Raw genomic sequence first — 15,744 nt, 5'->3', positions numbered from 1 at the left:
ATCTTGTTTGGTGAAGAGTAATTGACGCCGATGTACACTATTACATTTTCTGGTCCTGGTTGTCCATATAAATTTTATTTTATCGGGACAAACAGGATCGCAAATCGTCTTATTTTGAAATCATTTTTTCAATGGAATCAAATAACGGAAGTCGCCTTGTTTATATTTATTTTTTTAAATTAGAATCGATCTTAATTGTTCTAAAAGTTGCTGCTTCAGCATTTTTAACGCTAATCGTTTATAATGTAATTTTTGATCCTCCTTTCACTGAACTCATGGAAGGTGCCATGTGTGCGGCGGCATCGGCTAGATCAGGTGTTGTAGCTGTAGCCCCATTTACTCAAACTTTGCTTGTTTTTATTGATTTTCTGACAAAGTTAAGTGTCTCTATTTTAATATTTCTTATCTGTTTACTGCCTTTGTTCTTTAGATATATGCTGTCAACGACTGTTTTTTTCTTAAGATATCTATGGCATGTTGGCTCATCCCGGATTTTTAGGCGTCGATAAGTTGAAGCGTACAATTTTGCCACGCGGTACAGCAAGAATCGGAACCCCTGACTTTACAGAAACGTATCTTAAGCCCCTCAACTTTGCATTGAATGAAGCGGCTTTAGTGTTTCAGCTCCTGTTGTCGAATTAGTTGACGATTGGGATCTCGATATCTGTAATGAAGTGCATCGGATATTTTCTATCCTTAAGGTGCAAGGCGTCCATTCCAATAAACCTGAGAGAACGAAGGCAATGGCTTTTTCTGTTGATCAGTTTCTTTACCAGCAATGATTACTTTTACATTCCCCGAATAACATTAGGGATCATGTATGCTATCCTAGAGATGATGATTTTTGGTGACCACACGTTCGTTTACACAAATGATCGCTTACTGGGATGAAGTCGAGACCGAGGACGCAGAAATTATGAAGTTCAAAAATGTGAATTGTAAGGACTGCGATTTGGCGGATGAATACTGGCAATTGTTTAGTGCCTTTTTTACCCGGAAACAACGATTGCTGGATAGTGTCAAGAATGTATACTATGCGCACATCGACGCTTCAGATCTACAAAAGGGTAAAGATGCCTTTCTAGAAATGGAGGATATTAAAAATAACGTTCTGAAGAATGAGATGTTGGATCAACAGATTCAAGCAAAGATTAAACAGTTTAAAAGTAGTCCGGTGTCTACCTTCTTCCTTTTTTATCAGTTGTTTAACCATAGAGAGTTTAAAAATACAAAAACTGTTATCAAGCTTTGGTAGGAGAGGCAACAAAAAGCAAATACTACAGAATGGTCTCCAAACAATACAGAAGCGATAATGGATGATCCACTCTCTTAAACGCTGTTAAATCTTTAAATAATTTACAATTGGCCGTTGTATAGAACAATTTATAAGCCATAATTTCTTTTAAATTTATTTATATATTTATTTGAAATATTTATTTCAATAGTAAATATATAGAAGTTTATTATGAAATAATTTTTCTTATTTATATTATGCATGTATTGGAAACCATTAAGGTCTAAAAAATAAAAATTCGGGACAATAACGGGAGTTCATCGTCTTGTTTAAATTGATTAGATCAAAATAACTTGGAAGCAATGCTTTGGTCTAATTCATATAATTGTGAAAAATTAACTAAATCAAATATATGAACAACTTACCTTTTAAAGAATGGCTCGCAGAAGCTCATGGATTATCGGCAGCTACACTTAATCTAATAAAAAAAATTAAGTGTTTTGTTTGTTTGTTTTTTATGACATTAGGTTTTGCGACCGCAATGGAGAATGATGCAACGCTATCTTTGAAAAATGCAATTTACGGAATTGTTCCGGGCGATATGGCTAAACAAAGTAGAAGCTGGGTTGCCTATAGCGATCTAGTACTTACAGATTCACCTTCCGAAATTATTGATAATAGTGAGCGGGAATCCATGAATATGTTAGGTTCGCGAATAGATGACGGTAACGCCTCTTCTCCCATAGTAAATGATGCAGTATCTTTTCGAGATGTTAACAAGCTTGCTGAAGAAACTTATGTAAACCAACAAATTTTAATTTCAGGAAAAGTTACGGGCCATGACGGGGCTGCTTTAGCTGGCGTCTCGATTGAGGTGAAAGGTACGACAGTCAGTACCATCTCGGCAAATGATGGTACCTATTCGATTAGGGTGCCGGAACGAAGCACTTTATCTTTTCGTTACATTGGCTACATCGCTCGTGAGGTATCGGTAAAGTCGGAAAAAAGGATTGATGTTCAATTGACATTAACCGATCAAACGATAGAGGAGGTGGTTGTTACTGGTATGGGCCAACGTGTCGACAAGCGCTTATTTACCGGTGCCACATCGCAATTATCGGGCGAGGCCGCACAGATAGGGGGACAAATCGATCCAAGTCGTGGTTTGGAAGGACGTGTGGCCGGCGTGTCCGTACAGAATGTGACAGGAACTTTTGGCACGGCTCCCAAAATTCGCGTACGTGGATCAACTTCAATATACGGTAGCTCAAAGCCGCTATGGGTCGTTGATGGTGTAATCATAGAAGATGTTGCAGATGTTAATGCTGACGCGCTTTCCTCTGGAGACGCATTGACCTTAATCAGTTCTGCAGTCGCAGGTTTAAATGCACATGATATTGAATCGTTTCAAATTTTAAAGGACGGTTCCGCCACTTCTATTTACGGTGCACGCGCTATGGCCGGGGTTATTGTTATAACGACAAAGAAAGGTGCCGCCGGACGCAACTCACTAAATTACACAGGGGAGTATACATCAAGGGCGACGCCACGTTACTCAGAATTTAATATTATGAATTCCCACGAGCAGATGTCCGTTTATCAGGATATGTATGAAAAGGGCTATATACGTTTTGCCGATTTAAGAGTAGCAAGCAATAGCGGCGTATATGGAGATCTGTATAGAAATATTCAAACGGGCGAGGTCTCTAACGATTTATTTGGCGACAGAAAAAATGTAAATAACTTTCTCAGAGAAGCGGAATACCGAAATACGGATTGGTTCGACGAATTATTTCAACCTAGTTTGCAACATAATCATTCTGTCAGCATGTCTTCGGGTACGGAAAAGTCACAATATTATTCTTCTATAAGTGCATTAGTTGATCCTGGCTGGGCTAAAAGAAGTGGTGTCAACAGATACACTGGAAATTTAAATGCTAATTATAATATTTCAGATAAAATAAAACTAAATATCATAACAAATGGGTCATATCGAAAGCAGCAAGCTCCGGGTACATTAGGGCAGTCTACCGATGTTGTTTACGGTGCAGTAAAACGTGATTTTGATATTAACCCCTACGCTTATGCCATGAACACATCACGGACGTTGGATCCGAATAGATTCTATACGCGGAACTATGCCCCGTTCAATATTTTGCACGAGCTCGAAAATAATTACATGGATGTTAATGTTGCAGATTTGCGTTTCCAAGGCGACTTAAAATGGAAGGTTATTCCTGGCCTGGAATTGGGAGCATTCGGATCTGTACGTTATCAATCTACTTCCCAACATCACTATATAAAAGATCAGTCGAACCAATCCATGGCCTATAGAGCGGGAATAAGTCCAGAGAACGCAACAATTAGAGACAGAAATCCGTTTTTGTATAAGGATCCGGATAATCCATATGCCCTACCAATATCTATCCTGCCGGAGGGGGGAATCTACAATCGTACGGATTATACCTTGTTTGAACAGTTGTTGCGCTTTACGGCTCAATTTAATAAAACATTAAACCAAAATCATATTATCAGCGCTTTCGCTGGTTCGGAAATCACCGCCTCAGACAGGAATAGCACTTGGTTTAGAGGTTGGGGTTTACAATATGATCTCGGGGAAAGTCCTTTTACCGATTACCGTGTGTTTAAGCGTGCACAGGAGGAAAATACACAATATTATGGGGTAAATAGAAATTCGTCTAACGAACCTTCCACTATCCGTTACAAGCAGGCTGCTTTTTTTACCAATTTAACGTACTCGTACGCCGGTAAGTATACATTAAATGGTACATTTCGTTACGAGGGGGCCAACAAATTGGGTGAGGCAAAGTCTGCTCGTTGGATGCCAAGTTATAATATTGCGGGTGCCTGGAATGCACACGAAGAAAGTTTTTTTGAGACATTATCACCTGCGCTCTCTCATATGATGCTCAAAGCATCATATAGCTTGACAGGGGACCGTGGGCCATCGACGGTCACTAACTCTTTTGCTGTATATGGTTCTTATACACCCTGGAGGCCTACCGCTGCGGATGCAGAATCAGGGCTTCAAATTTTTGATCTGGCAAATAGTGAATTAACATATGAGAAGAAACACGAACTCAATGTTGGCGCCTCTATAGGTTTCTGGGATAATCGTATCAATATAGATCTTGACTGGTTTAGACGAAATAATTTTGATCTCATCGGCGTCATTAATACACAAGGTCTAGGTGGATCGATTTCCAAATTTGGAAACGTTGCAGATATGAAGTCGGGCGGCACAGAGTTCACGCTTAGCGGTAACATCCTGCGGGATCGCGCATTCAAATGGACTTCGAACCTGGTGTATTCCTATGTTAAAACGAAAGTTACACGTTTGGACACTCGGAGTCGCGTCATCGACTTGATTACAGGAAACGGGTTTGCCGTGGAGGGGAGGCCTGTAAGGGGATTGTATTCTGTTCCTTTTCTAGGTTTGAATGAGGAGGGATTGCCGGTTTTTGAAGGTCCAGATGGCAATGAGACCATTACCGATATTGATTTCCAAGAACGGGACAAACTAGATTACTTACAATACGAAGGATCGATAGATCCAATACATACAGGGGGATGGGGAAATACCTTCAGCTACAAAAACATCAGCTTGAACGTATTTTTGACCGGTTCCTTTGGTAATGTCGTGCGCCTAAGTCCGGTTTTTAGCAGTCAGTATTCCGATCTTACGGCATCCACTAAAGAATTTGCGGATCGATGGATGGTCCCAGGTGATGAAGAATTTACGAACGTTCCTACTATTGCATCTGTCGGGCAAAATCGAGCATACAGCAGCAAGTTGGCATTCGCTTATAATACCTATAATTACTCATCTGTACGCACAGCGAAAGGTGATTTTGTTCGGATGAAAGACGTTTCCCTATCATACGAATTTCCAAAAGATTGGGTGAATGCTTGGAACGTTAGCTCGTTAGGCTTGCGTTTCAATGCTACAAATCTTTTTTTGATTTATGCAGATAAAAAGCTTAACGGTCAAGACCCTGAATTTATAAACGCCGGTGGAGTTGCGGCGCCAATCGCTAGGCAATACACATTAACATTGCGTTTGGGACTATAACGAAATTTTAAGATTGAGTAAAATGAAAAGAACAAATAAACTATGCATCGCAATGATACTGGCCTGTGGTCTTAGCCTGCATTCTTGTAACAAATTTTTAGATGAACTTCCCGATAATCGGGCGACATTGAACACTGAAAGCAAGATTGACAAACTCTTGGTATCGGCATATCCACAAAATGCCTATTTGGTTTCCGCCGAGTTTTCCTCGGATAATGTGGATGATTATGGTATAAGTAATCCATATAGTCAACGTGATCTGGAGCAATTGTTTCGCTGGGAAGATGTGACTGAGGATTCGAATGACAGTCCCAAAAGTCTTTGGGAAGCTTGCTATAATGCGATTGCTAGCGCTAACGCTGCCTTAGCGGCTATCGACGAAGCCGGCAGCCCATCGAGCTTGAATCCACAGCGGGGCGAGGCTTTGGCGGCTCGCGCAAATGCACACTTTATTTTAGTAAATATATTTGCGCAGCACTATCATAAAGATCATGCCGCAAGGGATCTCGGCGTAACTTATATGCTTAAACCAGAAGATGTGCTTAATCCAAAATATGATCGCCAAACGGTGCAGGAAGTTTACGATTATATCGTGAAAGATTTACAGGAAGCTATTCCATTGATTGATGATTCTTCGTATGGCGCAACTCCAAAATATCATATGAATACCCGTGCCACGAATGCGCTGGCTGCACGTGTTGCACTTTATATGCAAGATTGGGAAAAGGCAGTAAGTTATGCAAATACTGCCATTGGAGAAAATCCAATGAATTTACTGCGCAATAACGAGGAAATATCTTCAAATGCGGTGGGTCAAGTTACTGATGCTTCGATTTACTACAACCGCAGTTCGATCAATGCCAATCTAATGTTGTCTACAGCAGTAACGGATCATGGTACATATTTTGGTGCGTTTTATGCTGGTGCACGCTTTTCGCATGGTGGATATCTTGCAAATACGGAGACATTACTAGCTAATGCACCATATGGTCGTAAGCGATCGAATGAATTTAAACCGAGGGTATATGTATATAATGGAACAAACTTAGATAAATGTTTGGTGCCTCGTGTTTCTTATATGTTCGAAATTACGGATCCAGTTGCACGGACCGGTTTGCGTCGGGGAGTATATGCTCCTTTTACGACCGAAGAGACGATGCTTGTGCGCGCTGAAGCCTTGATTCATTTGAAGCGGTACAATGAAGCTATTGTCGACATGAAACGTTGGGTAGACAATACGCTAGTTAGCAAGCCCACCACTTTCACCGTTGACCTTGTGAATGCATGGGCTAATAGCTTGGCATATTATACGGCCTCGAATCCCACTCCTAAGAAAAACCTTGATCCCAATATGATTCCCTTTGAAAAAGGCACGCAGGAAAATATGCTTCACGCGCTGCTCTTCATAAGACGTTTTGAGACCATGCATACAGGCCTGCGTTGGTTTGACGTCAAGCGCTACGGAATTGAAATCGAACGTCGCCTAATTACGTCCTCGAACATCGTATCCTCCGTCGAGACTGCTACAAAATTAAAGGCCCGAGATAATAGACAAGCATTGCAATTGCCATCGGACGTCATAACGGCTGGCTTAACCCCTAATCCTAGATAAAATGAAAAGAAGATTAAATTTCACACTTTTATTATCTTTATTCCTTGTGTTCTCTTGTTCGGAGCAAGATCTTGATCCAAAGAGTGTGCTCATTGATGGAAATATTGAACAAAATGAGTTGGATAGCTACATAGAAAGGCAATTTACGAAGGACTATAATATTGCTGTCGTTTATAAATTTGTTGAAGCTGAATCCGATCTCGATTATAACCTCAGTCCAGCCACTTATGAAAGCTCGGTAAGGATGACGAAACTATTGCATTATCTCGGTGTCGAACCCTATGATAAAATTACCGGCAGCAAGATGTTTATCCGATCTTATTTTCCAAAGCTTTTGAACTATATCGGGTCACCTGCCTATAAAAATAATGGCACGTTTGTGTTGGGTACTGCAGAAGGTGGTACAAAAATTACGATGTATGCACTAAATAGTCTTAACGCCAACACGGGGAAAGACGTCGAATTTTTAAATTCATTTTATTTTCATACCATACACCACGAGTTTGCCCATATATTGCATCAAACAAAAGACTACCCTTCGTCCTTTGATCAGATAACAGGATCAGGATATGTTGGAGATTCTTGGAGTGATATCTATAATGATATATCGGCACTTGAAGAGGGTTTTATTTCTTCATATGCCTCTAAGGAGGCGAATGAAGATTTTGTGGAGACCTATAGTTTCTACATCACGCTCTCCCCGGAGGCCTGGGATCAGCGACTTCGTGATGCGGGAACTGTTGGGAAAAATAAAATTGATGCCAAACTTGATATTGTGCGCAACTACTTTAAAAATGCTTGGAATATTGATTTGGATCAGTTAAGAGAAGAAATCTTAGCTAGACAAGCTGATTTATCAAAATTCGATCAATTATCCCTAAACTAAAATTTGTATGAAAATTAAAAAAGCAATATGTTTTCTAGCTATTCCGGTACTACTCCTGCATTCTTGTAAAAGAGAAACTGATCGTGTATTTGAAGAGAATGCTACCATTAGACTGAAGGACGCTATTGAAAATGCCTATTCCGTATTAATGGAGAATAAAGTAGGATGGATGATGAAAGTATATCCAGGATTGAATCAAGAATTTGGTGGCTATACAGTTTTTACCAAATTTATATCGAATGCACAAGTGTCTATTGCTTCGGATCCTTTCGATGGGATACAAACAAGTGACTACGCTGTAATTCAGGAATCCGGACCAGTGTTGACATTCAATGGATTTAACAAGAATATACATTGGTTTTCGGAACCCGGAAAGGATAACGGCGGCATAGGTGCTGATGATACAGGAATGCGTGGCGATTTTGAATTTATCGTATTAACGGCTAGCGCGGATTCTATAGTTTTAAAAGGCCGGCAAAGCAAGTCGAAAGTGATCATGTTGCCATTGAAAGATAAAAATTTTGAATCTGTGGCGACAGAATACCGGGATGCGGCGCGTCAATTTAGTAAATTGAGAGTGTTGAAATTGGAAGGCAAGGACGGAAAAACCCAATCCTTGATATACAATCCAAAAATGCGTGTTTTTCAGAATCCTAAAGATAATAGCGGGCAATTGCTATCTTTTCGCATAACGCCCATTGGGCTAGAATTTCAAAAGCCTTATGAGATTGAAGGTGTGACGGTGGATTTTTTGACCTTCAATCAACCCGCGCCTAATTATCCGAATGGTTACTATTCCGACGATGAACGTACATTTAAAATTTTCTAATAGGTAGTAGTTCGGTTTAGTACATATCTTCTAGGCCATCTAAACTAAGGCCTACTAAGATACGTACTACCGATTACTTTTATGTGTGGGGTGTAGATATTGTTGGGGCAATAAAGTTTATTAGATTTCGATCTGGAATCGAAACTCGAACTTCTTCCGTTGATTAGTGGAAGCGGATATCGGCTCTGTATTCTCTTGGTGTTTCTACGTTACAACAAAATATTCCGTGGACATCAGGGACAAATGGATATTGTCGGGCGTTTTAAAGTTAAATAAGTTCCGAGGCTAGGAGCGGACTGATATCACGTAATTTATTTGACAAGTTTTACCAATAAAAATAAAAATATGATTTCAAATGACGAATTAAAAGACAAAGTAGTCTTGATTGCTGGGGGCGGAAAGAATTTGGGCGGTCTATTGAGTAGAAATTTTGCGCAATGCGGTGCAAAATTGGTTATACATTATAATAGCGATGATTCCAGAGCTGAATCGGAGGCTACGTTGCAAGCTGTTCGCGAATTCGGTGCTGAGGCGATTTTGGTGCAAGGCGATCTTTCACGAATAGCAAATATCGCTGAACTTTTCGATCGCGCTATAGACAAATTTGGAGGCATTGATATCGCGATCAATACGGTTGGAAAGGTATTGAAGAAGCCTATTATAGAAACTACCGAACAGGAATATGATGTGATGAGTAATATAAATGCCAAAATCGCTTATTTTTTTATTCAAGAAGCTGGTAAAAAGATAAATGATAACGGGAAAATCTGTACGATCGTTACTTCGTTGCTCGCTGCTTACACAGGGTTGTACTCTACTTATGAAGGTATGAAGGCTCCAGTTGAGCACTTCACAAGAGCCGCCTCAAAAGAATTTGGACATCGCCGCGTTTCTGTTACAGCGGTAGCTCCCGGGCCGATGGATACACCGTTTTTTTACGGACAGGAAAGCCCGGATGCAGTGTCGTTTCACAAAACCGCATCTGCCTTGGGAGGTTTGACCAATATTGAAGATATTGCTCCGTTAGTGCTCTTTTTGGTAAGTAAAGGATGGTGGATAACGGGACAGACTATTTTTGCCAATGGAGGATACACGACCAGATAACGATAATCAGTGTGCTTCAGACTAGTTTTTTATGGATTGGTTGTAGAGCTGTTAAAGCTTACGGTCCGGTCGGTTGAACAGTTGGTCAAAACTTTAGTGGTAACAAGGTTTTCACCAACTGTTCATTAACGACAACAAATTTGCTTTGTGTAAAAGAGCTTTGGGATTTAAAGAGCATCTATTGCTTGTCGTATTCACAATATGGCGCAAATATCAGCAGGGAATTTATATTCATTATTTTTAATTATTTATCCGTTTACTAGATTCCTTTCCAATTCCCTTTTCATCAGACTAAGCGGCAGAATACATTCAAGTGTACGTATCTGGAGGTTCGGTGTCAAAAAAAATAATATCAGATGAAAAGTACGGGTTCGTATTCTCGTTTGATGTAGTTACCATCAGAACTTGGAAAATTGTGTAGATCCATCCAAGGAGGCTATGCTGCAAAGAAAGCGAAGATGAATATTGTAAACTCAATTTATTATCCTTCGCAGTGGTCACTTTACTCAGAACCGTGTCTATTTACGAATCAATTTTTTTGTGCATCATAGTTCCGGCATCATGTCTTACCGAGGTATGTATATGTATTCAACACACGTTTAATTTTTTTAATAGATAAAATAAATAAACTCCAAATGTTAATTGAATTTTTAATAGGTAATTTCCAAACGTTTTTTAGTTTTTCATTTTTTTATTATGGTTAGTAGGTAACAAATAGTAAAAAGATCATCACAATATATTAATTTTTGTTCTAAAGCCATTTGGTTGATTGTCAGCCTAAAAAACTCACCCATAGCTAAATTTTTGGAAAATGGTGGTATATTTGACTGATAAATTTGAAATAGCATGTCCAACTTTTATAAAACAAAATCCGATGAGGAACTTTATGAGCTTGTAAAAGATGATGATAGAGACGCGTACACGGAACTTTACGATCGATTCAAAAAGCCTTTACTTGTATTCGCATACAAGAAGGTTGGCATGGACGAGGCAGAGGATCTGGTGCACGATTTGTGGATAAAGTTATGGCATAACAGGTCGTCGATAAAGCTTGAACGCAGCTTCGTCAGTTATATATTTGGAGGATTGAAAAACCGAATTTTAGACCATATGTCCAAGGTTGATCATGCTGACAAGTACGTTGACCATTTGAAAAGCTATAGTTCAATATATCAACATAGTGACGGGGCAGATCACCAAATAAGAGAACAGCTCTTTTGGCTTCAAATCGAAGCTCTTCTTGATCATTACGGACCAAAGGCTAACAGTATCATTAGGTTGCGTATGCAAGGATTTAATAACCACGAAATCGCTGAAAAGTTGAATTTGTCGGAAAAGACAATAAGAAATCAACAATCAGCTATCATTAAATACCTACGTTCGAAGTTGTCGATCCTACGAATCTTTTTATTTTGGCTTCCGCTGTTCTGTGCGCTAGCCTTTTACCCCTTAATTATTACATCGTGTTAAATTGCAAATATGAATATTGATAGAGACATACTAAACCGATATAATCGTGGCGAGACAACCGACAACGAAACCAATTTAGTAGAGGATTGGTTCAATAGGCTCGGAGAGGAAAATGTTCCAGATGATAACGAGCTTGAAAAACGCTTAAAAAGCCTTGATCGACGAATAAAGCCCCAGAAAACTTTAAATAGAACTATTTATCAATGGGGGGCGGCGGCAATTGTGATAATTTTATCATCTTTCTTCGCCATCTTTTTTTATCAAAGGAATGCGGGGGCGAATGTTCATTACGATAACATAGCGCAAATAAAGGCACCTGATTTGACAGGTGCGATGTTAAGGGTTGGTCCATCTACGCATATCAATTTCGATGGTTGGAAATTATATGATACTGTTACGGTAGACGGAATTCTGATCACCAAAATAGGACAGAATAAGATTGCTTATTTGAAAGACAGTCATATACGTAATGATGTCGACTATTATCATTCCATCACCGTCCCGAGGGGTGGCGTCTTTTACGTCAAGTTGATGGACGGATCTTCGGTTTGGATAAATTCGGACAGCGAACTGCAATATTACGTAAGAAATCAAGACTTAAACCGGAAAATTCATTTAAATGGTGAAGCGTATTTCGAAGTAAATTCATTGCTATTAGGCGAAAGAAGGGTTCCATTTCAAGTAATCGGTGAAGCCGGGGAAATAAATGTATTGGGTACTAAATTCAATGCCAAATTTATGGATGGAATAAGCTCTGCTCTACTCGAGGGAAAGATATCTTTAGTCGACCACCGCGCGGGATCCAATACGGCAAAAAATCGAGATAGCTCAATTATTTTGAGTGATAATCAGGTTTATGATGGTAAGAATGTCTTCACAGACAGTGACGTTAATCGCTACATCAGTTGGAAGGATGATGAATTTGATTTAACCGATTTGAATTTGCAGGAATTTTCAAAGATTTTGTCAACTTGGTATGGTATATCGATTCGTTTGGAGCAGGATGTCCCTGCTACAAAACTGGTGGGAAAAGTAGATCGGCGGAAAGATTTAGCTAGCATCTTAAAGATGGTTGGACAAATAATACCTATTCATTATGAGCTTCGTGATGACGTGATCTGGATTTCGAAGCAGAGATAAGGGAAAAGCCAATTCTTTGTGCGGCTAAAATATAAAGCTTGGTAGAGTGTAAGTTTGTAATGTATGCGCTGTTTTATTTTAGTAGTTTGTTTTATTATTGGCGGCCAGATAACCTTAGCCCAGGTCGTCAATTTAAAGCGCAAGCAGGTCAAAGTTATTGACCTGTTAAACGAGATAAAGAAGCAGACCGGTTTCGGCTATATGGGAGATCTTTCCATTCTAAAACAAATGAAACCTCTTCAAATAGTTGCAGAAAATAAGCCATTGTCCGAGGTGTTGAAAATTTTGGAATCAACGCAGGATATCAGTATCAAATTGGTTGATAGTACGATAATAATTAGCAGAAACCCAAACACAAGTTATCCGAAGGTAACGCCCTCGCGGTCGGGAATCAATAACGTACAATACCTTATAAAAGGCAACGTGCGTGACAGCGGAGGCAACTTTTTACAGGGAGCAACTATTGAATCTAGAAGCGATCTATTTAATTTTCATACCGCTTCTGATGCCTCTGGTAATTTCACTATCCAAGGGTATGGAACCGGATATCTCCACGTCAGACTGTTGGGTTACGAGCCATTAACACTACCGATTCTTAAAAGAAGCAAAATAGACATTAAGCTTCATCCAATACAAACAAATTTGCCCGCAGCTGTTGTTAACACCGGATATTTCCAAAAAGATTTGGAGTCCTTTACAGGAAGCTATTCTTCCATATCTGTTAAAGATTTACGTGATTTGAGTGGAGGCAATATTTTGTCTACTTTGCAAAACTTGGATCCTGCATTTCGTATAACTGAAAACAATATCAATGGTTCCAATCCCAATATTTTACCAGATATTAGTGTAAGAGGTGTATCGAACATTGGCGGATACGTAGCAAATAATCCGATATTTATTTTGAATGGTTTTGAGGTTCCCTTGAGTAGGATCTATGATCTGCCAGCTAACCAAATTAAACGCCTATCTCTTTTGAAAGATGCGAGTGCCACGGTATTATACGGATCTCGGGGAGGAAATGGGGTGGTTGTGATCGAAACTGTCGAAGAACCGAAAGAAAAATTCTCTCTAAGCTACGAAATGAGAACTAAATTGTCCGTTTCAGATCTTAGTAGTTACAATTTGATGGACGCGCACGAAAAATTACAATTCGAAAAAAATGTGGGTTTGAACGATATTAGATCTCCTTTTTACACCAAAAACCCTGTTCCGAATCTCTCTCAGGACCTATTAAATTCTTGGTTTTTGGAAAAAGAGATGCTCGTGAAAGATGGCGTCAATACGGATTGGTTAGGTAAGGCCTTGAGTCAAGAAATTTCAATCTCCAATGATTTGGAGCTGTCTGGCAAATTAAAAAAAGGATCCTACAGCATATTTGCAAGCGATAACAACGAGCAAGGTGTGTTAAAAAAATCCAGTAGGGAGCGTTTGAACCTTTCGGCCATGGTATCCCATAGATTTAATGAAAAAATCCTGATTTCCGGCAATATATTTTATCAAATATCGTTAGCGGAGAACTCGCCCTTTGGCTCCTTTGACACCTATACTAAACTAAATCCCTACTGGCCTCTTTACGACAATTTTGGTGAATTAAAGAAAACTTATCGTTTCGATGGCGCGGATTCTTTAATTTACAATCCTCTATATAACGCTTCCCTTCCATATGTCGATCGTGAAAAATATCAGACTTTCAATCCGAATATATTTTTGGAATGGAAAGCGAATTCCTTTTTGAAAGTAAGGGCAAGGTTGGTGATGGAAACGGAAAATGCCGAAGCGATAATTTTAAGATCGCCTATGCACAGCAATTACCAAAACTTAGGGGAGGGGCTTAAAGGTGAATATATAAAGAGTACAACCAACCAGACCACGCAGTTTGCACATCTGAATGTGTCATATAAAAGAAAGATGGGAAAACATCTTGTTAACGGCGGGGTTGTATTGGAGGCTATGGACATGAAAGGTAGATTGGATACTGTGAAGCGACTGGGAATCGACGATGTTAGGGCCGATATCAACTCTTTCAGAGCCTCTGACGGCGCTGTCAATAATGCCATCAACTTGGTTCAGCATAAAAGGTTACTTTCGTTGCTCGGTACACTAAACTATATATATAATGCAAAATACTTTGCTGATTTTTCAATAAGAAATGATGGTTCATCACGATTTGGAAACGCTGATCCTTATGGCCTCTTTTGGACAGTTGGAATGGGATACAATTTACATCAAGAAAATTTCTTCCATTCTGATGCTATCGAACGATTGCAGTTCTTCTTTAATGTAGGCAAAAATAGTATCACAAATTACACGACGGAGATGAAAAACACCTTGTTTATGAACGATTTCAATAGAGGGTACTATCAAGGCCCTGGCGTTGTTTACATTAGAGAAGGGAACAGTAATCTGAAATGGCCTGAAATTTTTTCGTATAGCTATGGTTTTAGAAGTAGTCTTTGGAAGGACTTTTTGCAATTGAATGTTTCTATGTATCGCCGGAGAACCGAGAGAATGATTACCCTAATGAGCACGCCACCGTCTGTGGGCTTAGCTCAGAACGCCTATTTTGAGAATATCGGGACTGCAATTAACAAAGGTATTGAATTTTCTATGACCGTTAGAGCAGTAGATAATCCCACTCGGCATCGATATTGGTCCACTACAATCTTCGTAAACAGTAACCAGGGTAAACTTTCAGGAATAAACAGCGAACTATCACATATTAATTTTGCAAATTTAAAAAAAAATATAAACGGTGAATATTTGCAGACAGTCTTTTATGAAGAAGGCAAACCACTAAGAAATATAAAAGGGGTTAGGTCTATCGGGATCGATCCATCTTCGGGAAGAGAGATGTTCTTAAATAAAGAAGGCAAGATTGGAAGTTTTTGGAATTATAATGATCTTGGCGTTGTTGGTAACCTGGAACCGCTAATTTTTGGCGGATTGAACTCCGAGATACGTATCGGACGTTGGACAGTTCAAGTTTTTTTTGATTATAGCTTAGGAGCGGACGTATATAACAGTTTTTTGGTAGATCGGATCGATAATATTGATCCGAGGACAAATACAGACAAAAAGGCTGACGGAGTTCATTGGGAACAGGTGGGGGATTTAGCAGCATTTAAGCAAATCGGTTCCCCTCCGACATTATTATCTAACCGCTTTGTCGAAACGGAAAATTGTGCTAGTCTTTCTCATTTGATATTCCACTACGACTTCAAAGTTGACAAACTGTACAAATACAGGATGAAACAATTGAGGATAAATTTCACCATGAGCAACTTATATAGATATAGCAATTTACGTATGGAGCGCGGAATAGCGTATCCATTCGCTAGAACTTTTGTGCTTGGGGCAACGATAAAAATTTAAAACT

Annotated in this window: 10 protein-coding genes; all 10 read left to right on the top strand. The window is 39.4% G+C overall.

The genetic code is table 11. From position 1 onward, the window contains the following. Nucleotides 1–131 precede the first annotated feature (131 nt). Nucleotides 132–509 (top strand): hypothetical protein, encoded by a 378-nt coding sequence (locus B0I21_RS17970; protein ID WP_133641879.1) that lies wholly within the window; start codon nucleotides 132–134, stop codon nucleotides 507–509. Nucleotides 510–871: 362 nt separating this feature from the next. Further along, nucleotides 872–1,255: a hypothetical protein gene (locus B0I21_RS17965; RefSeq protein WP_133641878.1), complete on the top strand. Its 384-nt coding sequence runs from the start codon at nucleotides 872–874 to the stop codon at nucleotides 1,253–1,255. 496 nt (nucleotides 1,256–1,751) lie between these two features. Further along, on the top strand, nucleotides 1,752–5,327 hold the full coding sequence (locus tag B0I21_RS17960) for a SusC/RagA family TonB-linked outer membrane protein (protein WP_243836235.1): 3,576 nt from the start codon (nucleotides 1,752–1,754) through the stop codon (nucleotides 5,325–5,327). Nucleotides 5,328–5,349: 22 nt separating this feature from the next. Continuing rightward, nucleotides 5,350–6,939, top strand: coding sequence for a RagB/SusD family nutrient uptake outer membrane protein (locus B0I21_RS17955; protein WP_133641876.1), 1,590 nt, complete (start codon nucleotides 5,350–5,352; stop codon nucleotides 6,937–6,939). Between the two features lies 1 nt (nucleotide 6,940). Next, nucleotides 6,941–7,825: a zinc-binding metallopeptidase gene (locus tag B0I21_RS17950; RefSeq protein ID WP_133641875.1), complete on the top strand. Its 885-nt coding sequence runs from the start codon at nucleotides 6,941–6,943 to the stop codon at nucleotides 7,823–7,825. 7 nt (nucleotides 7,826–7,832) lie between these two features. Next, entirely contained in the window at nucleotides 7,833–8,654 is an 822-nt protein-coding gene (locus B0I21_RS17945) for a DUF4302 domain-containing protein (RefSeq protein ID WP_133641874.1), read from the top strand. 345 nt (nucleotides 8,655–8,999) lie between these two features. Next, nucleotides 9,000–9,758: an SDR family oxidoreductase gene (locus B0I21_RS17940; RefSeq protein ID WP_243836233.1), complete on the top strand. Its 759-nt coding sequence runs from the start codon at nucleotides 9,000–9,002 to the stop codon at nucleotides 9,756–9,758. Nucleotides 9,759–10,604: 846 nt separating this feature from the next. Further along, nucleotides 10,605–11,228 carry an RNA polymerase sigma factor gene (locus B0I21_RS17935; RefSeq protein WP_133641873.1) on the top strand — a complete coding sequence of 208 codons (624 nt, stop codon included), beginning with the start codon at nucleotides 10,605–10,607 and terminating at the stop codon, nucleotides 11,226–11,228. A gap of 9 nt (nucleotides 11,229–11,237) precedes the next feature. Further along, the gene (locus B0I21_RS17930) at nucleotides 11,238–12,368 is read left to right on the top strand and encodes a FecR family protein (RefSeq protein WP_133641872.1); all 1,131 of its coding nucleotides are present in this window, start codon (nucleotides 11,238–11,240) and stop codon (nucleotides 12,366–12,368) included. A 63-nt stretch (nucleotides 12,369–12,431) separates the two neighbouring features. Continuing rightward, nucleotides 12,432–15,740: a SusC/RagA family TonB-linked outer membrane protein gene (locus tag B0I21_RS17925; protein WP_133641871.1), complete on the top strand. Its 3,309-nt coding sequence runs from the start codon at nucleotides 12,432–12,434 to the stop codon at nucleotides 15,738–15,740. Nucleotides 15,741–15,744: the final 4 nt, after the last annotated feature.

Source organism: Sphingobacterium paludis, from assembly GCF_004364125.1.
GTDB lineage: Bacteria > Bacteroidota > Bacteroidia > Sphingobacteriales > Sphingobacteriaceae > Sphingobacterium > Sphingobacterium paludis.
This window is presented reverse-complemented; position numbering and strand designations above follow the sequence as displayed.